The following is a 21,297-nucleotide window of genomic DNA, read 5'->3' as shown; positions in this document are numbered from 1 at the left end:
ATGCCACGTGCACCGATGACAGCTGCCGACGGCGCGCTGCGCCGCCACAAGGTCTTCAGGCAGCTGTTAGTGCTCGCGGCACTCTCCACCCCGATCGTTGCGATGACAGCGCCCGCCGCAGCCGCTCCGGCACCGATTTCGACGGTCGAGCAGGTTGTCCAGGAGGGTCCGACCCAGTGGGCGATGTACGTGCACTCCGCCTCGATGGACCAGACCATCAAGGTTCAGGTCCTGACACCCGAAGTCGCCACGTCGACCACTCGCCCTTCGCTGTACATGCTCAGCGGGCTCGGCGAGGAAGACCCGACCAACAGCATGTGGTTGCGCAAGACCGACGCCGTCGACTTCTACAAATCGAAGAACGTCAACGTCGTGTTGCCGCTGGCGGGCAACGGTAGTTTCTACACGGACTGGCAACGCGACGATCCAGAGCTCGGACGCTATCGGTGGGAAACCTTTCTGACCGAGGAACTCCCACCACTGGTGGATGCCGAGTTCGACGGCAACGGAACCCGCGGCATCGCCGGCCTGTCCATGGGCGCAGGCTCTTCACTCACACTGGCAGCCCGCAACCCGGGTTTCTACCGGTCCGTCGGGTCCTTCAGCGGCTGCTATTCCACGGCAGATCCGGCCACACAGGTGTTGACCCGGGGCATCGTCGCCGCATTCGGCGGCGATGCGGACAACATGTGGGGTCCCACGGGCGATCCGGACTGGGCAGCACACGACGTTCTGCTCCACGCCGGCGGACTTCGCGATACAGCCATCTACGTCTCGGTCGGTTCCGGCTTGCCGGGGCCGTACGACGCGCCGGAGTATCCGGGAAACACCAGCCCGCTCGACCGCGTCGTCGTAGGCGGCGCGATCGAACTGGGTTCGCTATGGTGCACCCAACAGTTGGCTACCGAATTGGCCCATCGAGAGATACCGGCGACGTTTGATTTCGAGGACCTGGGCACACATTCGTGGCCGTACTGGGTCACTCAAATGCACAAGAGCTGGCCGGTGCTCGCACGCGGCCTCGGAATTTCGGCCTGAGCGAAAAGTTCAAGGGCTCGAACATATTTCATGATCTGACAGAACCGACGAGGACTCTCGCTCCTCGCGGAATCAGGCATTAAAAAAGACAGACGGGGAGTTTTCTGATGGAATACACCGAACTGGCCGACTATGCATTGCCGAGCGGTGTTCTGACCGAGTGGTACCCGGCCGTCGCAGATGACGACGCCTGGCGCGCCGACGATCGACAGCTGTCGTACATGCACCTCGAACACGCTCGGCGCGCCTACACCGAAGGCGACGGCTGGTTCAGCGAATGGATCGGAACCGCCTTCGCCATCCACCATCGGCTCGACGCAGACGTCTTCTCTCGCACGCTCCTTCGCTGGTACGCACGTCACGAGGCATTCCGGGCTTCCGTCGTGGCATCCGAAACCGGCGACGGGGTCGATTTCCTCCGGCGGACGGTGTCGCCCGACGCAATTTCGGTCGAGGCCATCGGTTCACCTGAGGTCATCTCCAGCACAGCTGTTTTCGGACGGGTCAGCGAACTGTTCAACACCAAGGTCAACCCGTTGCATTGGCCGCCGTGCATCGCGGTGACGGTCGCGCCTGCCGACGATACCCAGTCGTTTCTGGTCATCTTCGCGGCCGATCACACCGTCATGGACGCCTACACCCAGGTTTTCGCCATCAAGGAACTGACCGCGATCTACGAATCGGAGCTGCTCGACGTACCTGATCAGCTACACGAGTTCGGCAGCTACCTCGACTTCAGCGACGCCGAGCGCACCATCGGATCGCAGATCACCGCCGACGACGCAGTGGTGTCGCGGTGGACGGCGTTCTTCGAGGCCCACCACGATTCCACGCTCGACACCCAGCCGCATTCGATGCCACGCTTCCCCGTTCTGCAGACGATCCCGGCACCGACAAGCGCGGAACGCCCAGCGGTGTCACCTGCCAACGACAGTGAGTACCAGGCCAGCCTGTCCTCGTGGCTTCTGAATGCCGAAGAGACCGAGCGCTTCCACCAGATCTGCAAAAAGCTCGGGGCCAACATGCAGGCCGGTGTCTACACCGCGCTGTCGATCACCAATTCGCGGCTCGCGGGGAATCCTGATCTACGCTTCATCAGCCCGGTTCACACCCGCACAGAATTGAAGTGGGGCGAATCCGCCGGATGGTTTGTCGGCATCATCCCGGTTCATCTACGTCCGGGATCGGCGAAAAGTTTCTCCGAGGCCATCACGCAGCTCGGAAAGAACGCGGCCGAGTACAAGGAATTGGGTACCTCGCCCTACTACCCGATCGCCGATCTCATCGGTGACCGCACCCCACCGCAGTTCGTCATCTCCTACATCGACCTGCGGAACGCCGAGGGTTCCGAACATTGGGATGCCCGGCAGGCTCGGGTGTTGCGCAGCTCGACCCGGAATTCCGACGAGGTCTATCTGTGGATCAACCGGATCCCCAGGGGCACGAACATATCGGCTCGTTTCTCGGCGAGCCAGCAGGCCAGCGAATCGGTACACCGTTACATCTCGACATTCAATGACGTCTTGCGCACCGTCATCGACGACGGTGACGCACTGTTCGATACCGCCGCCGCCAACGAACCGACCCGCGGCGACGTGTACTCACCGGACTCGCGCTCGTGAAGGGCTCGACACTGGACTGGTGGTCACCCGAACCGGGCACACTGGTCGAGTGGCGCCTGCGTGATCCCGACGGAGCCAGGGCGAACTCGGCCCAGAGCGCCACCGGCCCGTCCTTCCTTCAGCGTGACCACCTGATGGCGGCCGCCGCCAAGCGTGCGACCGGTGAGACAAACCAGGCCATCGCCATGATCGTCACCGACGTGGACGAACGACTCGATCGTGATGCGATGGCCCGCGCCCTGACCGCCTTCGTACGCAGGCACGACGAACTGCGGTGCTGGTTCGATGTCTCCGACTCGGGACCGGTGCGCCACCTGGCTCCGGAATCGGCGATCGAGTTCACCACGGTGGACGAGGGTCCGTCGGGCACTCCCGACGAACTGGTCGCTTACATACACTCCCGCATCGACACCGAGGCCGTCTTCGACCATCTCCCCGGTTTCGCGTTCGGGGCCATCGACGCCGGCGACCGGTTCGGTTTCTATTTCGTTGCCGATCATTCCCATACCGATGGGGTGTCACAAACGCTCGCGCTCGACGAGATCTTCGAGACCTACCGTCACGAGATCGACGGCAGCGCAGACCTTCCACTATTGCCCGCCGGCAGCTATTTCGATTTTGTGGCAAATGAGATGCTGCTCGCCGGACAGGCCACACCCGATGACGCGCGTATCGATGCCTGGCGCCAGATCCTCAAGACCCATGGCGGCAAGGTCCCGCGCTTTCCACTCGATCTCGGGCTGGCGGACGGCGAGACCATGCCGAACGCGGTGATCGAGCAACCGGTGACCGACGGTCCACAATCAGATCGCTGCGAGGAACGGTTGCGCGAGATCGGCGCCTCCCTGCAGGGGTGCATCTTTGCCGCCCTTGCCGCAGCCGAAAGTGTGCTGGCCGGGAGTTCAGAGTTCTTCACGACCACCATTCTTTCCGTTCGCACGCCGGAAACCGTTGGTACACAAGGCTGGTTGTGCAATTTCGCACCGGTCGCGTTCCGCGTGGAAGATGACGTCGAATTCCACGACCTTGTCATCACCGCGTCGGCCGCAACCCGCAAGGCACGCGAAATCGGTTCCCTACCAGTGCATGCAGCGCTCGGGTATCTCGCAGCCGAAGGTTCCATCGATCTGGAAAGTGGTTCACCGCAAATGGTTTCGTATTTCGACCTTCGCCGCCTGCCCCGCGCGGACGATCCGGTCAAGAAGGCCGCCCTGATCCTTCCCGGTCGAGGCCGTACCCGGAACGCGAACATGTGGATCAACCGCGGCGACTACGGAATTCGATTGCTGACGCAAATCCCGGACAACGAGACGGCGCGCAAGAACACCACCGAGTACATCGCGGTGGTCACCGACTTCATCGCGTCGTTCGCCAATGGTGAGAACCGGCCGGTGCGGACCGGCTAGATACGCACACCATGAAACTCACCACAATCGACCGTGTGGTCATCGCGCCGGGTCAGGTCGACACCTGGCCGATCTCGGCAAATCGCGAGGCACAACCCAGTCCGACCGGACCGTCGGAGAACGAACGCTTCCACCTCGAGTCGGTTCAGGGAGGTGGTATCGGCTGGTTGGCGGTCACGATCGAGTTGCCCGGTCCCTTTGCCCCCGAAGTCCTCACCGAAGCGTTGCGCGAACTCCTGGACCGTCACGACGTCCTGCGTTCGTACTTCGTTGTCACCGACGACCCCGACGCCGCCGCATCCGCGAACGGCGGGTACACGCGGTTCACCCATGACCCCGGAAGCGCCGACGTACAGGCCCTGAGCGATCAGTACTTCATCGACGACGACACCGGCGCCGCGGCGGTTCTCGAATCGGCGATCAACGCGACGTGCACACCGTTCGCGCCATACCCGCATTTTTTCGCAGCGGTGCGTCACGAGAACTCGACCACCGTCGTATGTGCTTTCGATCACTGCTTTGTCGATGCACTGTCGCTGGCGATCATCGCCGAGGATCTGCTCGATCACTTTCGCGGGATCGAGGTACCCGCTGCGGGCTCTTTCCTGTCCGGCGGTGGTGCCGAGGTGCCGGCCATGGCCCCCGACGACGACCCTCGACTGGTTCCGTGGCGAAGCCTCCTGCACGCGACCGAATGGGCGGTCCCGGCGTTCCCACTCGACCTCGGTGTCACCGAAGGTGATCGTGTACCCCCACACATCGACATCCGCACGATCTACGACGCCACCGCAGCGAAGCGTTTCGACGCCATCGCACGTACCGAGGGTCTGCGCACCTATCCGGCGATGGTCGCCTGCCTCGCCACGGCCGTCTTTCGCGCCGGCGGTCCCGACCGCACCGCGATGATCATTCCGGTTCACACCCGAAACGAGCCGAACCGTGAACGCGCCGTCGGATGGTTCGTATCGAATGGTCCATTGCTCGTGGACGGATCCGATCCGGACCTGCTCGCGTCGATGCGCAACGCCACAGGGGCATTGCGGGCGGCGGTGTTCGCCGCGGATCTGGGATTGTCGACCGTTTTCAGCGTGTTCGGCGACCGGATAAGAATGGTCCGCCACGACGTCTTCATGGTGTCGTACGTCGACTATCGCCGTTTCGATCTTCCGGATTGGTCAGCACCACAACACGTTTCGAGTTCCAGCGATACCGATGCGCTGCAGCTGTGGTTCTGGCGGGACCACGATGGATTGCATCTGCGGGCGCGGTATCCTTCTACCGATACCGGACGTTCGACCGCCGCGCGGGTGCTCGACGATTTCGTCGATTTGGCGGGGTCGGTAATCTCGACTCGAACAAACATTTAGATCCGCACCTGCTGATTCCATTGGTCGGCAGCGATCGTCTGGAGAGACACAGTGACCGTCGAGACCGACAACAACCCCGGCTTCGCCGAGTACGTACACCCCGAGCGCCTGGTGAGCACCGAATGGCTCAGCGCTCACCTGGGGACCGATGGACTGAAGATCATCGAATCAGACGAAGATGTATTGCTGTTCGACATCGGACACATCCCGACCGCACAGAAGGTCGACTGGCATCTTCACCTCAACGACCCGGTCGTCCGCGACTACATCTCAGGTGATCAGTTCGCAGAACTGATGCGCAGCAAGGGCATTCGGCGTGACGACACCGTCGTCATCTATGGAGACAAGAGCAACTGGTGGGCCGCCTACGCGCTCTGGGTGTTCACCCTCTTCGGCCACGAGGACGTCCGGCTACTCGACGGTGGCCGCGACGCCTGGTTCGCCGAGGACCGCGACATCACCTTCGATGTGCCGTCGTACCCCGAATCCGACTACCCGGTTGTCACCCGCGACGACTCTGTCATCCGAGCGTTCGCCGCGGAGGTCCACGGTGTCATCGGCACCGAACCCCTGATCGATGTCCGGTCGCCGCAGGAGTACACGGGCGAGCGCACCCATATGCCCGAGTACCCGCAGGAAGGTGCACTTCGCGGGGGCCACATCCCCACCGCGCTGTCGATCCCGTGGGCCAAGGCCGCCGCTGCCGACGGCCGGTTCAAATCGCGCGCCGAACTCGACGAGGTCTACGCCGACCTCGACGCCGATATTCCGACGATCGCCTACTGCCGGATCGGTGAGCGGTCGTCACACACCTGGTTTGTGCTGACCCACCTGCTCGGATTCACCAAGGTCCGCAACTACGACGGATCGTGGACCGAATGGGGCAACGCCGTTCGGGCCCCCATCGTGACCGGTTCCGAACCGGGCACCCAAAGCAGCCAGAGATGACCGCGGCGCTCGACGAAATCGTCGACGATTTCGCCGCACTGTCGGATTCGGAGAAGATCCAGCTCCTCCTCGAGTTCTCGGACGAGCTCCCCGAGCTACCCGAGGATCTCGCCGAGGCCGCGATGGAACCGGTACCCGAATGCCAGTCACCGCTGTTCCTCTCGGTGGACAACAGCAACCCGGATTCGGTGAAGTTGTTCTTCAGCGCTCCGCCGCAGGCGCCGACCACCCGTGGATTCGCGTCCATCCTGTATCAGGGACTCAACGGTGCCAGCTCTGAAGAAATCCTCGCGATTCCGGTCGATTTCTATACGCGGCTCGGGCTCGACTCGGCCATCAGTCCGCTGCGATTGCGGGGCATGTCCGCCATGCTCACCCGGATCAAAGCGCATCTGGGCCCTCCCGCCCGATCCATGAGGTCATGAAGTTCATCCAGATGATGGACCAGCCCGTCGAACCGGGCGGGCTGGTCGAGTGGAGCCCCTACACCGAGGGCGGGATGGCCCATTGGACCGCGGATTCGCGTCCTACCTCGCACAATCATGAACTCCATCTGCGCGGCGCGTTCGAGCACCGGCTCCGGACCCACCGCGAAGGCGGCCGTGAGTCCTGGCTGGGTCTGGCGATCGAGTTCGACGAACCGCTGTCGATCCCGGCCATCCGCGCCGCGCTCACGATGTGGATAGACCGCCACGAGGTCCTACGCAGTCATGTGGTGATCTGGAGCGACCATCTGGCCAGGCTGACCACCGGACCGGGAACGGTGAAGCTCAAGATGGGCCGCGTCGGCTGGTATTCGGAATCGGCACCCTTGCTCGACCAGCTGGCAGGCACTTTCGACCGGGCCACCGCACCCCTGCAGTGGCCTGCCTACATTTTTGCCACGGTCGCCCGGGAGAAATCGTTCACGCTGTTGTTCGCCGGTGACCATTCGCTGGTCGACGGCTACTCGCTGATCATGGCGCAACACGAACTGATCGCGCTCTACTCCGCCGCGCGGCGCCGTTCCGACCATGCGCTGCCCGCAGTGGGTTCTTACGTCGACTTCAGCGCCTATGAGCGGCGCGAGGCCGACGCCGCCGGTGTCGACCACGAAGCCGTCGCGGTCTGGGCCGATTTCCTCCGCGACACCGGCGGCACACTGCCCGCCTTCGAATTGGCTGACCAACCCGAAGAAGCCGAAGAGGCAGGCACCGACGACCGGCCGGCTTCGGTGCACCCGATCCCGGATCTGGTCCCTCAGGGCTCGCTGACCGGAGCCCTGCTCGATGACGAGCAGACGAACCGGTTCACCGCCGTGTGTTCGGCAGCCGGCGGTTCGTTGATGTCGGGTGTGCTCGCGGCGCTCGCGGCGGTCTATGCCGAACTCGGCGGCGGCCCGGTGCTGCGCTGTGTGATTCCCCGGCACACCCGCGGCGACCAGCAGTGGTTCGGCGCGCTCGGCTGGTTTGTGGCAACTGTTCCCTTCCGCCTCGACACGACCGGGGTGTCCGATTTCGGTCAGCTGATCGGGCGGGCCTCCGACGAGATGCGCCGTGTCCGCAAGGCGGCCAACCTCCCTTTCCTTCGGGTCGGCGAGATCCTCATGGAGGTGAAAAGAGAACAGGCGCAGCGGATCTCGACTCAAACAGCCAGAGAAGAAGCGCAGCGGAGCTCGGTGGAATCATCGGCCAATGTCGATTTCCCGGAGCCGAAGTTCGTGGTGTCGTTCATCGACCTGAGATTTGCACCCGGACACGCCGAGGCCGATGCCGGTCGGGCACGAGTTCTGCGCAGCCACAACTATTCCAGCGACGAGGTCTACATCTGGATCAACCGGACGGCCTCTGGGCTGCGTATCTCGGCCCGCTTTCCGTCGCATGGACCTACCCACAGCCAGGTCGGCCGGTATCTGTCGCGGTTCGGCGACTTTCTCAAGCAGATCGGTGATCAGAGCACTTTCGGATCCTTACCCGCGAGTAGGGAAACGTGAACGAACAACCACCTTCTCGGTTACCCGTGAGTAGCTAAACCGGACCGAACGAGCGATCTGTGGGTTGGAGTCGAGACCGATCGCCGAGGTGCTTAGACTCCACTGGAGTGCTGTCGTCCATCCACCGATGGACCAGTGCGCCACACCACAAGACGTCGATATCCAACATCGATATCCACCACAGTGTCACCAACGCGCAGACACCAGCGCCCGACAGGAGATCCAGTGCCAAGTCACGCCAGCACAGCACTCACGAAAGTCCTCATCGCCAACCGCGGTGAAATCGCGGTCCGCGTCATCCGCGCCGCGAAAGACGCCGGACTGACCAGCGTCGCGGTGTACGCAGAACCCGATGCGGATGCTCTCTTCGTGAAGCTTGCCGACGAGGCGTTCGCCCTCGGTGGACAGACATCGGCCGAGTCGTACCTCGTGTTCGACAAGATCCTCGACGCCGCGAAGAAGTCCGGCGCCGACGCGATTCATCCCGGCTACGGATTCCTGTCCGAAAACGCCGAGTTCGCCCAGGCTGTCATCGACGCCGGGCTCACCTGGATCGGTCCCTCACCGCAGTCCATCCGCGACCTCGGAGACAAGGTCACCGCGCGCCACATCGCGCTGAAGGCCGACGCCCCGATGGCACCGGGCACCAAGGACCCGGTCAAGAACGCCGACGAGATCGTCGCCTTCGCCAAGGAGTACGGCGTCCCCGTGGCCATCAAGGCCGCATTCGGTGGCGGTGGCCGTGGCATGAAGGTCGCTTACACGATCGAAGAGATCCCAGAACTGTTCGACTCGGCCACCCGTGAGGCAATCTCGGCCTTCGGTCGCGGCGAGTGCTTCGTCGAGCGCTACCTCGACAAGGCCCGCCACGTCGAGGCCCAGGTCATCGCCGACCAGCACGGCAACGTCATCGTCGCCGGAACCCGCGACTGCTCGCTGCAGCGCCGCTTCCAGAAGCTCGTCGAAGAAGCACCGGCCCCGTTCCTGACCGCAGAACAGCGGGAAAGAATCCACTCCTCGGCGAAGGCCATCTGCAAGGAAGCCGGCTACTACGGTGCCGGCACCGTGGAGTTCCTCGTCGGCAACGACGGACTGGTCTCGTTCCTCGAGGTCAACACCCGTCTGCAGGTCGAGCACCCGGTCACCGAGGAGACCGCGGGCATCGACCTGGTTCGCCAGCAGTTCCGCATCGCCGCCGGTGAGAAGCTCGAGTTCACCGAAGATCCCACCCCGCGCGGACATTCGTTCGAGTTCCGCATCAACGGTGAAGATGCCGGTCGTGGCTTCCTGCCCGCCCCCGGACCCATCAGCGTCTACAAGGAGCCGACCGGCCCCGGCGTGCGCGTCGATTCCGGTGTGGTCGAAGGCGACGTCATCGGCGGACAGTTCGACTCGATGCTGGCCAAGCTGATCGTGACCGGCGAGAACCGCGAGCAGGCCCTGGAGCGTTCACGCCGCGCGCTGGCCGAGTTCCAGGTCGAGGGCCTTGCCACCGTGCTGCCGTTCCATCGCCACATCGTGTCGAACCCGGCCTTCATCGGTGACGGCCAGGGCTTCGACATCTACACCAAGTGGATCGAGACCGACTGGGACAACCAGATCGAGCCCTACACCGGCGCACAGCCGATCGAAGAAGACGAGACCGAGCCCCGCAAGACCGTGGTGGTCGAGGTCGGTGGACGCCGCCTGGAGGTCTCCCTGCCGGGCGATCTGGCCATCGGCAACGGTGGTGGCAACGGCGCGGTCAAGAAGAAGCCGAAGTCGCGTACCCGCGCCAAGGGTGGCGCTTCGGCCGCTTCCGGTGATTCCGTGACCGCACCGATGCAGGGCACCGTGGTCAAGGTCGCCGTCGTCGAAGGTCAGGAAGTCGCGGCAGGCGAGCTGGTCGTGGTGCTCGAGGCCATGAAGATGGAAAACCCCGTCACCGCCCACAAGGACGGCGTTGTCACCGGCCTGAGCATCGAGGCAGGCGCAGCCGTCACGCAGGGCACCGTCCTGTTCGAGCTCAAGTAGGACCGCAGCCATCGAAGCGGTCGAGATCAACGCGGGCGCGTGGTACCTGCGCGCGTACCGCGATGACGACCGGGTGTCGGACCGGCCGGCCTTGGCGCTGGCCGGTGTCACCGACCCCGATTACGTCCGATCGTGTGAGCGGGGCTGGGCGAACGAAACGCGGTTCACCTGGGCGGTCTGCGAACCGACCACCGGTGAGATGCTCGCCGAGGTCGCGCTCGAACCCGAGGCCGACACCTACTTCGCCACGCTGACCGGGTTCGCCCGGGACGGCTTCGAGGTACCGCTCGAGGCCGCCAAGGTCGTGGTCCGCCGATTCGGTGAAGGTGCCCTCGGCTTCACGATCAAGGACTAGCACTTCACGCAAAACCACACGGTGCGGTCATTTCCAGCAGTTGCAACTGCTGGAAATGACCGCACCGTGTGGTTTTGTGCTTTCCGGCTCAGGAGTCCGGATAGTCGTGGTCGATGCCACTACCGAGGTCGCTGCAGTCGACGTCGATCACGTCGTCGCGGCCGGCCAGGTACGGTCCGGCACCGCGATCGCCCGCCAGGGAATCAAGCACGGCGTCCAGGTGATCGGCACCGATGTACACCGGATGTCCGGCCTTCCCGGAGTGTGTTGCGCGGGCCAGCGCGGCCGGTGTCGGGCCTGCCGCCGCCAACAGCCGGGCGACCTGCCCCGCGGTCGCATCCGGGATGTCAACAACATGTAAAACCACTCCGGCCAACCCCGCGTGTTCACGGGCTCGATTCAGGCCGGCCCGCACTGATCCACTGAGCCCGATCTGCCATCGCGGCACCCGTACGGCGCGGGCCTGCGGCGGCATATCCGGCTCGGCGGCGCCCACGGTCACCAGTACCTCCGCGCACCCACCGTCTATCAGCGCGCGAACACCCGAGCGCAACCACTCCCCTTCTGCAGCAAGTACTTTCGGCATTCCGTATCGGGTCCCGGCGCCGGCTGCCAGCAGCACACCGACCACGACCGGCACCCCGGCTCGCTCCTCGTGCCCCACTCCCACGCGACTCCCCCCACCCTCTCGCCAGATACGCCGACACGACAACAACCCTCGCCGCTCCATCACACATGATCACGTCACCGCACCACCACTGCCCCGAGAAACCGAACTCATCGCCGCGCCCAAGCAGTCGACGTGCGGCAGAATGGGTACTTCGCAACGCCTTGAAGCCAGTGGACAGGCCCCATCACGTCAGCGCGGTTCGATCCGAGACGTATTGGGCTGATACATGAGGGAAAGACAGGTCATAGACAATAGACGGAGGTCACAACTTGCGACGAGTTGACTGGCGGGGCCTGGAGAGCTTCAACGACTTGCGGCAGAGTCAAGCAATTCACGCCCTGTACCAATGTTGCACGTCCACGATCTGGGCGCTCCGGGTGGCGGCAGGACGCCCTTACGTCGATGAAGAGGCCCTGTTCGACCGCGCTGACCTGATCCTGGCCGAACTCACCGAGGCCGATCTCGACGAGGCGCTCGACGGGCACCCCCGAATCGGTGACAAAACCGACAACGCTTCGTCGGCCGGTGAGCAGTCCGGTGTCGTGGGTGCGGACGCGGAGATCCTCGACGAACTCAAGACGTGCAACGCCGAGTACGAGGCCAGGTTCGGACATGTCTATCTCGTGTTCGCCAACGGCCGCCCGGCCGGAGAACTGCTGGCAATACTCAAAGAACGGATGAGCAACAGCCCGGAGACCGAGCGGCGCGTCCTGCGGATGGAGTTGTCGAAGATCAATCGGCGGCGGCTCACCGCCATGCTCGAACCGGCGGTACGGTACGCGACCGAGGAAGACGCGTACACCTCGTGATCAGAATCACGAGGGTCGAGGTAGGAGTGACCTGGAGTATGTGGACGATCGAAGTGACAAGGTGAGCGGCTTGAGTACCCACGTGCTCGATGCGGTCACGGGGTTACCGGCGGCCGATGTGGACATCACACTCAGCACATTCGATGGAGTCACGATAGCGTCTGGAACAACCGATTCCGATGGCCGAATACAGTCGATCGCCGACGATGATCTCGCCGCAGGCACGTACCGACTGACGTTCGACACCGGAACATGGTTCGCCGCCCGGCACATTGAGCATTTCTACCCGGAGGTGTCGATCGCATTCGCGGTAACCGACACCTCGCGGCACTACCATGTGCCGTTGCTGCTCAGCCCTTTTGCCTACTCCACCTATCGGGGTAGCTGATCCGAAAGAGAGTGACACAGACCCATGGGCATCATCCTTGGCGAAAACCAATACGGAAAAGCCGAGAACCGGGTTGTTCGGATCTACCGGGATTCACCCCGCCACGAGATCAAGGACATCAACGTCGGGACCTCACTGCGCGGTGATTTCGCGGCCGCCCACACCGACGGTGACCAGCGCAAGGTGTTGCCCACCGATACCCAGAAGCAGACCGCCTACGCGTACGCGAAAGAAAAAGGCATCGAGAGCATCGAGAAGTACGCTCTCGCACTGGCCCAACGGTTCGTCGACAACACAGAACCGGTGATCGGCGCGCGGATCGAGGTCGAGGAATACAGCTGGGAACGCGCCGTCGTCAACGGTGTCGAACACGATCACACCTGGGTCCGTAAAGGACAGGAAGTCCGCACCGCGGACATCACCGTCGAAGGCAAGGGTGACGATCAAAAGACCTGGGTCATAGGCGGTTTGAAGGACCTGGTGGTCCTCAAGTCGACCGGCTCGGAGTTCCACGACTTCCTCGAAGACGAATACACGGTCCTGGAGCCCACCAACGATCGCGTGATGTCGACGTCCTTGGTCGCAAAGTGGCGCTTCACGGCCGGACACGAAGCCGAAGGCGGAGCCGGACCCTACGACTACGTCGACTGGGAGGCCGTGTACCCCGCGATCAGGCATATCATCATCGAGAAGTTCGCCACCGTGCACTCATTGGCCTTGCAACAGACGCTGTTTCAGATCGGCACAGGGATCCTGGAGGCCTTCGATTACATCGCCGAGGTGAAGTTGTCGGCACCGAACATCCACCACTTCGTCTATGACCTCTCCAAGTTCGGTCTGGAGAACAACAACGAGGTGTTCAACGCCGACGACCGGCCCTATGGCCTGATCCAGGCCACGGTCACCCGCGACGACGCACCCGACGCCGGACCGTCCTGGACACCCCAGCGCACCTGGCTCGCCTAGCCGACCACATGGGCCACCGAATCGCCAGGCTGTCCCATCCTCAGTATGTCGGTGGCGGTTCGTTCCTCCCCCGCTCTTCGCGACGTTCCCGGTTGAGTTGCTCTCCCAGTTCGCGCTGCCGACGATTGGCGAGTCGTTCCTGTTGGCGGCGTGCATGTTTGGCAGCGGTACGCGACTGTTGGCGGTCGGTGTGCTGCGGGCGCGATGGCGACGGTCTTCGTGGTGGCCGGCCTGGTGAGCCGCGTTGGTTGTCGAAGACGATCAACCTCAACGTCGGGAACAGGTCATCGCCGGTCCACCCCGGACCGTGATAGTGGCGGCGTTCGGGGGTGGTGAAGATCAACCGGGTCCGCCCGGTACGTGGGTCAGGGTACTGATCATCAAGCCAGTCGATTGGTCGAGCTCCGCTTCGCTTCGTCTCCGCGCAGTACGTCTTCAGCTGATGGTGAAAACGGCACAGCGTCTTCATCTCTGACGGATGGGTGCAACCACCGGCCTCAGGCTCGTTGTGGTTGTACTCGCAGGTGTGGTCCAGGTCAGCTCCCCAGGCCTTGTGCTCACAGCCGGGCCACATGCAGTACACATCCCGGATCCGGAGGTAGGTATCCAAGACGACTGACGGACGGTACTGGTCACCCGGCTGGGTGGTCGGCAGCGGAATCACCTGCGGGAACGGCGCTGCGATCGCATTGTCGTCGCCGCCATCGGGGAGGTTCTCGGCTGGTGGGTTCTGCGGTCCGCGCATGTAGATCTTCGGCCGCTTGGGCTTCGGTGTCTCCGGTTCGAGCGGCTCGGGTTCCGATTGCACGGGTTCGGGTTGAGGCTCGGGGTGCACAGTAGCGGGTGCAGGTTTGTTGCCCATAGGTCGCTGGATCGTTTCCGGGCGGGCCGCGATGTCACGAACATGATCGCCGGAGATCACACCGTGACCATCCATGAATCCGGGATTGGTTGCGGTTCCTTCCAAGGTCGACTGGTCGGTGATCACGTGCAGCACGATCTTCACGTCCACGCCTGAGATGACTTGTCCGGCAGGAACAGTGACAATCTCAGCGGTACAAGGATGTTTCGGGTCGTTCGGGCATTCACAACGGAACTCGCGACCCATCACCGTGGCGAACAATGCATCGGCCATCCGGTCAGACTTCTTTCGCGGATCAGCCTTACACGTGGCCATCGCCAACTTTTCCAGCCGCGCCATGATCAACGTCAATTCCTCAGCCGTGGAATGCGCATCCAGCACCGCCATCCCGTGGTCGGTGTTGTTCGCCCACACCCCGCGATTGTTTTTCGCATCCTCACGGTTCTTACGCACCAAGTCCGGGTCACGACGAAAGATGATGGCATCGACCATGTCTCGCATCCGACCCTTCGACCACGACCCACGCCGGCCCAGTGCTTCGGCGATGCCGCGATCGATATCGGCCATATGGGCCGAGCCTTCGATCAACTCGGTCCGCGCGATGATGTCAGGGATATGGTGCGCGGCGATGCGACCGACCTTCAACAACGCATTGACCGCAGGCAGTCGATCGCGCAGCGCGACCCCGCGATTGATCTGGAGCTCCGCGGTCCGCTGCGTCAATCCCTGTGCCGCAGACAATCTCGCCGCACACTGCGCGAACGGATCAAGCGCCCGCATCTCCGCCTCAGACCCAGCAGTCGGCTCTACCAAATGTCGGTGCAGCATCGCCGCAGCGGCATACCGCTCCCACTCCATCCGCGACTGCTGAACCATCGCAAGCTCGGTGTTACGCAACAACTCATTCACACCCAGCGACTCGACGGGCCCGATTTCATCGTCCCCACCTGCATCTTCGATCTCCCCATCGAACATACATTTGAGACTAGACGGGGGGTACGACAAGCGATTCCAACGCCAGACGCGGCTACCCCACCTCGGGCGACAACTCCCGCAACAGAACAGCTTTGGCCGCGCGGACGTGCGCTTTCATCACCGATTCGGCCCAGAGCGCGTCACGATTGCGTAGGGCGGCGACGAGGTCACGGTGGTGCGCAAAGCTGCGCGACAGTTCTTCCGGGTCGTAACGCTGGAAGGTGCGCATCACCAGTGAGACCTGAATGACGTTGCCCAACATCGTTGTCAATCGCGAGCTCGCCGCCGCGATCCGCACAATCGAGTGGAACTCGTCGTTGCACTGGGCGACCAACTCGACCCGCTCATCGGCGAGTGCGGAGTCCATCAGATCGCACAGCTCCGCCAACCGGTCCAGTTCGGTGGCTCCGATCCGCTCAGCGGCCCGCGATGCGGCCATCGCCTCGAGCACCATTCGCAGGTCGTAGATCTCTTCGACGTCGTCTGCCGTCCAGTCGTAGACCCGGGCGCCGCGATGCGGCAAGACCTCGACGAGGCCTTCCATCTCGAGTTGTCGCAGCGCCTCCCGGACCGGCGTACGACTCGCGCCGGTCACGTCCGCGAGTTCGACCTCCCCCAATCGCGCACCGGGAAGATATCTCCCGTCGAAGATTCCCTCCCGGATATGCGCGTACACCTTGTCGACCGCTCGGGTCACGTGGACCTCCCTCAATTGTTGTTCACAATCTAGGCGGAGTGTCATAGTTTGTCTTGTCTCCCGCCCCCGGCGACCAGGTTACGCGTCGAGCGTGTGCATACAACCTCGGCTACGTGCACTATGGACGGATGGATACGGTGCAACTGGTCGAGGTCAGTCCCCGCGATGGCCTGCAGAACGAGAAGACGGTGTTGTCGGTCGACTCGAAGGTTGAACTGATCAACCGAAGTGTCGCGGCCGGGGTGAAACGTGTCGAAGCCGTGAGCTTTGTCAATCCGGCCAGGGTCCCCCAGATGGCCGGTGCCGAAGAAGTGATGGCCCAGGTCCCCCGCGTCGACGGGGTGTCGTATATCGGACTCGTCCTCAATCGACGTGGGCTGGAGCGCGCACTGACAACCGGGGTCGACGAGGTCAATGTGGTGGTGGTCGCAACCGACGAGTTCAGCACCAGGAACCAGGGTTGCACTGTTGCCGAGGGTGTTTCGGCGTGGAGCGACATCGCTGCCGCAGCGAAGGCAGCAGGCTTGCGCACGACTGTGACCATCGCCGCCGCGTTCGGGTGTCCTTTTTCCGGCGACGTCGATCCCGCGTGGGTCACCGAGCTGATCGGACGGGTGGCTCAGGCAGGCCCGGACGAGATCGCACTGGCCGACACGATCGGTGTCGGGGTACCCGCCCAGGTTCGCAAACTCGCCGCCGGCGCTGCCCGCAACGCACCAGATGTGGCGCTGCGCTGGCACTTTCACAACACCCGCAACACCGGATACGCCAACGCCTTGACCGCGCTCGACCTCGGCGCCAGCGCCCTCGACGCGAGTATCGGCGGCTTCGGTGGGTGCCCGTTCGCCCCTGCCGCCACCGGCAACATCGCCTCTGAAGACCTCATCTACGCACTCGACCGATCCGGCGTCACGACCGGCGTCAAGCTCGAATCCCTGGCCGAGACGGCCGTGTGGCTCGGCGGTCAGCTCTCGAAGGACGTGTCAGGGCAACTCAGCCGGGCAGGCAATTTTCCGGCTCGCTGATCATCAACGCAGCCCGCCGGTCAGCGCCCAGACCAGTTCCGGATCGCGTCTCCCAAGGAGAGTTCGGTCGATGACGCCGGCACCGGTACGGCTGTGCGGGAAAAGCGTGGTGCGGGCGCCGGCTGGACCACACCGTCGACCACAATGATGGCGTCCCGGTCGGCCATCTGTGGGTGCGCAGCAACCTCACCAAAGGCCAGAACCGGTGTCACACAGGCATCGGTGCCGGCAAAAACCGTGGTCCACGCATCCCGGGAACGCGAGGCGAACACGTCCTGGAAAGTCTTGACCAGTACCGGCCACTGCTCCTTGTCCCAGCGGTCAGGTAGGTCGGCCTCGGTCAGTCCGAGGCCGCGCACCAGTTGCGAATAGAACGGCGGTTCAATCGATCCGACCGCCACGTAGCCGCCATCCGAGCATTCATACGTGCGGTAGAACGGGGCCGATCCGTCCAGCAGGTTGGTGCCACGGTCATCGGACCACCGGCCTGCGGCCCGCCACGACCAGAGGAGCTGCGACAACAGATTGGCGCCGTCCGCCATGGCGGCATCGACGACCTGTCCTCCTCCTCCGGTGCCTGCCCGGTCGCTGTCCCGATTCCACAGGGCACTCAGAACTCCGACCACCAGCAGCATCGATCCGCCGCCGAAGTCGGCAACCATGCTCAACGGCGGCACGGGTGGGCCGTCGGCCGGGCCCATCGCACCGAGTACACCGGTCAGTGCCAAATAGTTGATGTCGTGGCCCGCGGTCTGTGCCAGCGGTCCGGTTTGTCCCCAGCCGGTCATCCGGCCGTACACCAGTTGCGGGTTGCGTTCGTGACAGTTGTCCGGGCCCAGACCCAGACGTTCCATGACGCCGGGGCGGAAGCCTTCGAGCAACACGTCCGCAGAGGCGATCAGGTCGAGTACGTGGTTCCGGTCGATCTCATCCTTGAGGTCTGCGGTGACCAGTGCGCGGCCCCGCCACATCGCTCGATCCGCGTCGGCGACACCGTCTGCTGCTGCCGCCTTGGCCCGGCGGTCGACGCGGACCACGTCGGCACCCAGATCAGCCAGGATCATCGCTGCGTGGGGTACCGGACCGATACCGGCCATCTCGACCACTCGGATACCGGTCAGCGGTCCCGTCATCGGTCACTCCTATCGGGTAAGCCGCTCTGCAGCACACCGTCGATCGCATACGAGGTGTACGTATCGGCAAGGGCGCCAACGTCCTGACCGGCGTGCAGCCACCAGCTGATGCCGTTCATCATGTCCAGGATCGCCACCGCCGCCTGATGAGGATTGGCGGTATGGAACTCCCCGGCAGCAACACCGGCGGCGATCACGTCGCGCACCCGTCGCTGGTAGTACTTACGGATATCGGTGATCTCCGCCAGATGTTCGGGTGTGAGCGCTGTCTGCTCACGCAGACTCACCAGATGCTCGGTCTGATGCTCGGCCAGACTCCGGATATGTGCATGCATCAGGTTCGACAGGCGCTCCTTCGGAGTTCCCGCAGCGTCCAAGAGTGGCATGTGCAGGTCTTGAAGGTCGCGTGTCATGCGGAGCGCGATGGCGTACATGATCTCTTCTTTGCTGGCGAAGTGGTTGTACAGGCTCGCGCCACGGATACCCACCGCTTCGCCGATCTCCCGCATGCCAACCGTGTGATAGCCCTGCTTGGCAAAGAAATCCGCTGCGGCCGAGACGATCTCGGCGCGACGCCCCGCACCCCGCCCATTCGCCGCCGGCGCCTGCTGCGCCGTCACCGGGAGCTCGCCTCGGCATAGAGGCGACGAAGTTCGCGTTTGAGCACCTTCCCCTGAGGGTCGACCGGTAATTCGGTCAGTGCATGAATCTTCTTGGGGGTCTTGTAGCTTGCGATCGACTGCTTACAGTGCGCCATGAGCGAGTCGGCGTCGAGCGTCGACTCCTCCCGCAGGACGACAAAGCCGGTGACAACCTCGGACCAATAGTCGTCGGGCAAGCCGACCACTGCGGCGCGCACCACGTCGGGATGACTCTGCAGGGCGCGCTCGACTTCTTGGGAAGACACGTTCATGCCACCGGTTTTTATCATGTCTTTGCTGCGGTCGAGGAAGAACAGGTTGCCGCCGTCATCGCGTCGCACGATGTCGCCGGTGTGCACCCATCCGTCCCGGATGACCTGCGCAGTCCGTTCGGGGTCTTTGAAATACCCCGACATCACCGACGGCGAACGGCAGATCAGCTCACCGGATTCCGCCGGATTCCCTTCGGCGTCGATAACTTCGACCTCCAGATGCGCAACAGGCTTTCCGATCCATGTGGGATCGGCGTCCGGGATGTCATCGAGTGTGTGGAACCATCCCACGCTGCCCAGCTGCGACAGCTCGGACTGGCCCCAGTACGTGCCCCAGGTGACGCCCGGCGCCGCATCCGCCCACGCCGTGATCGCATGCGGCGACACCTGACCGCCATAGGTCATGCAGCGCTGCACTGTTCGCACGGTCTCCGGACCGAAATCTGAATGTCCGGACAGACCGATGTAGAAGGTCGGCGTCTGGGCCAGGACCGTGATCTTCTCGTCCCGGATCATCGACAACGACGCGCCCGCAGCGGTGGTCGCGGGCAGCACGAGGGTTGCACCCATCATCGTCAGTGTGGTCATCGATCCGATGCCTGCGATGGTGTGAAAAGGCATGACATACAGCCAGATGTCGTCCGGCTGAGTACGCAGACCCCAGCTCCATGCCGGACCGGTGGAGATCAGGTAGTTGCGGTGCGTGATCATGACGCCCTTGGGCGCCGCCTCGGTGCCGCTGGTGTAGACGATCATCGCCAGGTCGTGTTCATCGACCTCACAGTCCGGTTCATCCGATGACGCTGCTGCCAGCAATGCGTCAAACGACTTCCATCCCGCGACGTCGGTTCCGCCGAACACCACGTGGTGACCGACAGGCGCGCTGTCCCGCACGTCGTCCACCACATGCGTGAACTCGGCGCCGACGAGGACCACCGACGGCTCCAGGTGCGAAAGCTGCTGCGCGACTTCGGCCGTACCGAACATCACGTTGATACCGGAGTACGAGGCACCTATCTTGAGCGCGCCGTAATACGCAACCACGGTGTCGACGTGGTTGCGTGCCATCACGGCAATACGATCGCCTCTACCCACACCCATGCCGCGCAGTGTGTTGGCACAGCGGTTCGCCCGTTCGTTGAGCTCGGCGTAGGTGCAGACATGGCGATCACCGGCGACGTTGTAGCTGATGAATGCCGGCTTGCCACCCTGGGTCCGGGCGTGGCGGCGGAGCTGGTCACCGAGCGTGGCCCGGCCTAGTGGGCTCGAGGCAATCGTGTTCAAAGACATTGTTTTTCAGTACTCCATGATCTGGCGAAGCCAATGCGCCGCAGCAGCCGCGATGGTCACAGCAGTGCAGGGACGGAAAATGATCGACTAAGCGAACATTGGCGTTTCGAAGGAATCGATCGAGACGATGTCCTCGACACGGCTTCGGGTGAGCTTGGTCGGGAACTTGCCGCTGGGGTAACCGACGGCGATGTGGGCAGCGGTGATGAAACCCTCGGGAATCCCGAGCAGTTCGCGGACCGCGGGCTCCTCATGACACAGCAGCGTGGTCACCGCACTACCGACACCCTGGTCACGCAACGCCAGACACAGGTTCTGCACCGTCGGATAGATGGATGCTCCGCCGACCACGCTGATGCGGTCCAACTCGGCGTCGGTGGGATGGAGCCCGTCGATCTCGGCGCACACCACGATGAGCGCAGGCACCGTCGCGAGGTTGTGTGCGAACTCGTTGGCACTGCGAATCGTCTTGGGTACCGCACCGACGTCTTTGGTGCCGTCACTGATCGCGCTGTAGTAGGCCTCCCAGTACGGCAGGTACAGGTCTGCCAGCGCCTTCTTCTTGGCATCGTCGCGCACCACGATCCAGCGGACCGGCTGCCGATTGCCACCCTGCGGACCAAAGCGGGCAACTTCGAATGCGTCGTAGAAGACCTTCTCCGGAACCGGCGTATCCGAGTAGTGCCGACAGGTTCCGGTGGTGCGCATCGCCTCGGAAAGTTCCATCAAAATCTCCTTGTTACGGGATCGGCCCCGCCCGTGGCCCAGAGCCGACGGCGGATGACTGACCAGCTTCTACTTACCACTGTTAGCGTGATTGCAGTCACAGCATCGCCAGTAGACCGCCG

20 protein-coding genes are annotated in these 21,297 nt (G+C 63.4%); 13 read left to right on the top strand and 7 right to left on the bottom strand.

Annotated features, from left to right (window positions below):
• Positions 1 to 102 precede the first annotated feature (102 nt).
• From AC56PL_RS23070 to AC56PL_RS23030, 9 genes are all read left to right on the top strand, one after another.
• The gene (locus tag AC56PL_RS23070; protein WP_495518395.1) at positions 103 to 1,038 is read left to right on the top strand and encodes an alpha/beta hydrolase-fold protein; all 936 of its coding nucleotides are present in this window, start codon (positions 103 to 105) and stop codon (positions 1,036 to 1,038) included.
• A 107-nt stretch (positions 1,039 to 1,145) separates the two neighbouring features.
• Positions 1,146 to 2,660 carry a condensation domain-containing protein gene (locus AC56PL_RS23065; RefSeq protein ID WP_497155250.1) on the top strand — a complete coding sequence of 505 codons (1,515 nt, stop codon included), beginning with the start codon at positions 1,146 to 1,148 and terminating at the stop codon, positions 2,658 to 2,660.
• A complete protein-coding gene (locus AC56PL_RS23060; RefSeq protein WP_495517793.1) occupies positions 2,657 to 4,066 on the top strand; it encodes a condensation domain-containing protein in 1,410 nt (469 codons plus the stop codon). The genes AC56PL_RS23065 and AC56PL_RS23060 overlap by 4 nt, the downstream gene beginning before the upstream one ends.
• An 11-nt stretch (positions 4,067 to 4,077) precedes the next feature.
• Entirely contained in the window at positions 4,078 to 5,433 is a 1,356-nt protein-coding gene (locus AC56PL_RS23055) for a condensation domain-containing protein (RefSeq protein ID WP_497155249.1), read from the top strand.
• Between the two features lie 51 nt (positions 5,434 to 5,484).
• Positions 5,485 to 6,381 carry a sulfurtransferase gene (locus AC56PL_RS23050; RefSeq protein WP_497155248.1) on the top strand — a complete coding sequence of 299 codons (897 nt, stop codon included), beginning with the start codon at positions 5,485 to 5,487 and terminating at the stop codon, positions 6,379 to 6,381.
• Complete coding sequence (locus AC56PL_RS23045; RefSeq protein WP_495517796.1) at positions 6,378 to 6,806, top strand: SufE family protein; 429 nt, start codon at positions 6,378 to 6,380, stop codon at positions 6,804 to 6,806. Before AC56PL_RS23050 ends, AC56PL_RS23045 begins: the two co-directional genes overlap by 4 nt.
• Positions 6,803 to 8,353: a condensation domain-containing protein gene (locus AC56PL_RS23040; protein WP_497155247.1), complete on the top strand. Its 1,551-nt coding sequence runs from the start codon at positions 6,803 to 6,805 to the stop codon at positions 8,351 to 8,353. Before AC56PL_RS23045 ends, AC56PL_RS23040 begins: the two co-directional genes overlap by 4 nt.
• Before the next feature lie 225 nt (positions 8,354 to 8,578).
• Positions 8,579 to 10,366, top strand: coding sequence for an ATP-binding protein (locus tag AC56PL_RS23035; RefSeq protein WP_495517798.1), 1,788 nt, complete (start codon positions 8,579 to 8,581; stop codon positions 10,364 to 10,366).
• A gap of 10 nt (positions 10,367 to 10,376) precedes the next feature.
• Entirely contained in the window at positions 10,377 to 10,721 is a 345-nt protein-coding gene (locus AC56PL_RS23030) for a hypothetical protein (protein ID WP_495518396.1), read from the top strand.
• A gap of 88 nt (positions 10,722 to 10,809) precedes the next feature.
• Here AC56PL_RS23030 and AC56PL_RS23025 read toward each other — a convergent pair whose 3' ends face one another.
• Positions 10,810 to 11,391: a nucleotidyltransferase family protein gene (locus AC56PL_RS23025; protein WP_497155246.1), complete on the bottom strand. Its 582-nt coding sequence runs from the start codon at positions 11,389 to 11,391 to the stop codon at positions 10,810 to 10,812.
• Positions 11,392 to 11,660: 269 nt separating this feature from the next.
• Here AC56PL_RS23025 and uraD point away from each other — a divergent pair, with 269 nt between their 5' ends.
• From uraD to pucL, 3 genes are all read left to right on the top strand, one after another.
• The gene (gene uraD, locus AC56PL_RS23020; protein ID WP_497155245.1) at positions 11,661 to 12,200 is read left to right on the top strand and encodes a 2-oxo-4-hydroxy-4-carboxy-5-ureidoimidazoline decarboxylase; all 540 of its coding nucleotides are present in this window, start codon (positions 11,661 to 11,663) and stop codon (positions 12,198 to 12,200) included.
• 61 nt (positions 12,201 to 12,261) lie between these two features.
• Positions 12,262 to 12,588 (top strand): hydroxyisourate hydrolase, encoded by a 327-nt coding sequence (gene uraH / locus AC56PL_RS23015; RefSeq protein WP_497155244.1) that lies wholly within the window; start codon positions 12,262 to 12,264, stop codon positions 12,586 to 12,588.
• A 24-nt stretch (positions 12,589 to 12,612) separates the two neighbouring features.
• The gene (pucL, locus tag AC56PL_RS23010) at positions 12,613 to 13,554 is read left to right on the top strand and encodes a factor-independent urate hydroxylase (RefSeq protein WP_497155243.1); all 942 of its coding nucleotides are present in this window, start codon (positions 12,613 to 12,615) and stop codon (positions 13,552 to 13,554) included.
• Between the two features lie 40 nt (positions 13,555 to 13,594).
• Here pucL and AC56PL_RS23005 read toward each other — a convergent pair whose 3' ends face one another.
• Both AC56PL_RS23005 and AC56PL_RS23000 read right to left on the bottom strand, forming a co-directional pair.
• A complete protein-coding gene (locus AC56PL_RS23005) occupies positions 13,595 to 15,391 on the bottom strand; it encodes an HNH endonuclease signature motif containing protein (protein ID WP_497155242.1) in 1,797 nt (598 codons plus the stop codon).
• A gap of 52 nt (positions 15,392 to 15,443) precedes the next feature.
• Positions 15,444 to 16,088, bottom strand: coding sequence for an FCD domain-containing protein (locus tag AC56PL_RS23000; protein ID WP_495517805.1), 645 nt, complete (start codon positions 16,086 to 16,088; stop codon positions 15,444 to 15,446).
• 128 nt (positions 16,089 to 16,216) lie between these two features.
• Between AC56PL_RS23000 and AC56PL_RS22995 the strand changes: the two genes are divergently transcribed.
• Complete coding sequence (locus AC56PL_RS22995; RefSeq protein ID WP_495517806.1) at positions 16,217 to 17,113, top strand: hydroxymethylglutaryl-CoA lyase; 897 nt, start codon at positions 16,217 to 16,219, stop codon at positions 17,111 to 17,113.
• Positions 17,114 to 17,133: 20 nt separating this feature from the next.
• Here AC56PL_RS22995 and AC56PL_RS22990 read toward each other — a convergent pair whose 3' ends face one another.
• The 4 genes from AC56PL_RS22990 to AC56PL_RS22975 all read right to left on the bottom strand — a co-directional run bounded on the left by AC56PL_RS22990 (position 17,134) and on the right by AC56PL_RS22975 (position 21,175).
• Positions 17,134 to 18,246: a CaiB/BaiF CoA transferase family protein gene (locus AC56PL_RS22990; protein WP_497155241.1), complete on the bottom strand. Its 1,113-nt coding sequence runs from the start codon at positions 18,244 to 18,246 to the stop codon at positions 17,134 to 17,136.
• The gene (locus AC56PL_RS22985) at positions 18,243 to 18,866 is read right to left on the bottom strand and encodes a TetR-type transcription factor C-terminal domain-containing protein (protein ID WP_495517808.1); all 624 of its coding nucleotides are present in this window, start codon (positions 18,864 to 18,866) and stop codon (positions 18,243 to 18,245) included. The genes AC56PL_RS22990 and AC56PL_RS22985 overlap by 4 nt, the downstream gene beginning before the upstream one ends.
• The gene (locus AC56PL_RS22980) at positions 18,863 to 20,449 is read right to left on the bottom strand and encodes an AMP-binding protein (RefSeq protein WP_495517809.1); all 1,587 of its coding nucleotides are present in this window, start codon (positions 20,447 to 20,449) and stop codon (positions 18,863 to 18,865) included. The genes AC56PL_RS22985 and AC56PL_RS22980 overlap by 4 nt, the downstream gene beginning before the upstream one ends.
• Positions 20,450 to 20,536: 87 nt before the next feature.
• Positions 20,537 to 21,175: a nitroreductase family protein gene (locus tag AC56PL_RS22975; RefSeq protein ID WP_495517810.1), complete on the bottom strand. Its 639-nt coding sequence runs from the start codon at positions 21,173 to 21,175 to the stop codon at positions 20,537 to 20,539.
• Between the last annotated feature and the right edge of the window lie 122 nt (positions 21,176 to 21,297).

This window comes from Williamsia sp. Y721, from assembly GCF_059683565.1.
This window is presented reverse-complemented; position numbering and strand designations above follow the sequence as displayed.

What these genes read in the sequence shown, in the direction of transcription:
- AC56PL_RS23070 (WP_495518395.1), top strand. Translation starts at nt 103, where the DNA reads ATGACAGCGCCCGCCGCAGCCGCTCCGGCACCGATTTCGACGGTCGAG.
- AC56PL_RS23065 (WP_497155250.1), top strand. Translation starts at nt 1,146, where the DNA reads ATGGAATACACCGAACTGGCCGACTATGCATTGCCGAGCGGTGTTCTG.
- AC56PL_RS23055 (WP_497155249.1), top strand. Translation starts at nt 4,078, where the DNA reads ATGAAACTCACCACAATCGACCGTGTGGTCATCGCGCCGGGTCAGGTC.
- AC56PL_RS23045 (WP_495517796.1), top strand. Translation starts at nt 6,378, where the DNA reads ATGACCGCGGCGCTCGACGAAATCGTCGACGATTTCGCCGCACTGTCG.
- AC56PL_RS23040 (WP_497155247.1), top strand. Translation starts at nt 6,803, where the DNA reads ATGAAGTTCATCCAGATGATGGACCAGCCCGTCGAACCGGGCGGGCTG.
- pucL (WP_497155243.1), top strand. Translation starts at nt 12,613, where the DNA reads ATGGGCATCATCCTTGGCGAAAACCAATACGGAAAAGCCGAGAACCGG.
- AC56PL_RS23005 (WP_497155242.1), bottom strand. Translation starts at nt 15,391, where the DNA reads ATGTTCGATGGGGAGATCGAAGATGCAGGTGGGGACGATGAAATCGGG.
- AC56PL_RS22995 (WP_495517806.1), top strand. Translation starts at nt 16,217, where the DNA reads ATGGATACGGTGCAACTGGTCGAGGTCAGTCCCCGCGATGGCCTGCAG.
- AC56PL_RS22990 (WP_497155241.1), bottom strand. Translation starts at nt 18,246, where the DNA reads ATGACGGGACCGCTGACCGGTATCCGAGTGGTCGAGATGGCCGGTATC.
- AC56PL_RS22980 (WP_495517809.1), bottom strand. Translation starts at nt 20,449, where the DNA reads ATGTCTTTGAACACGATTGCCTCGAGCCCACTAGGCCGGGCCACGCTC.
- AC56PL_RS22975 (WP_495517810.1), bottom strand. Translation starts at nt 21,175, where the DNA reads ATGGAACTTTCCGAGGCGATGCGCACCACCGGAACCTGTCGGCACTAC.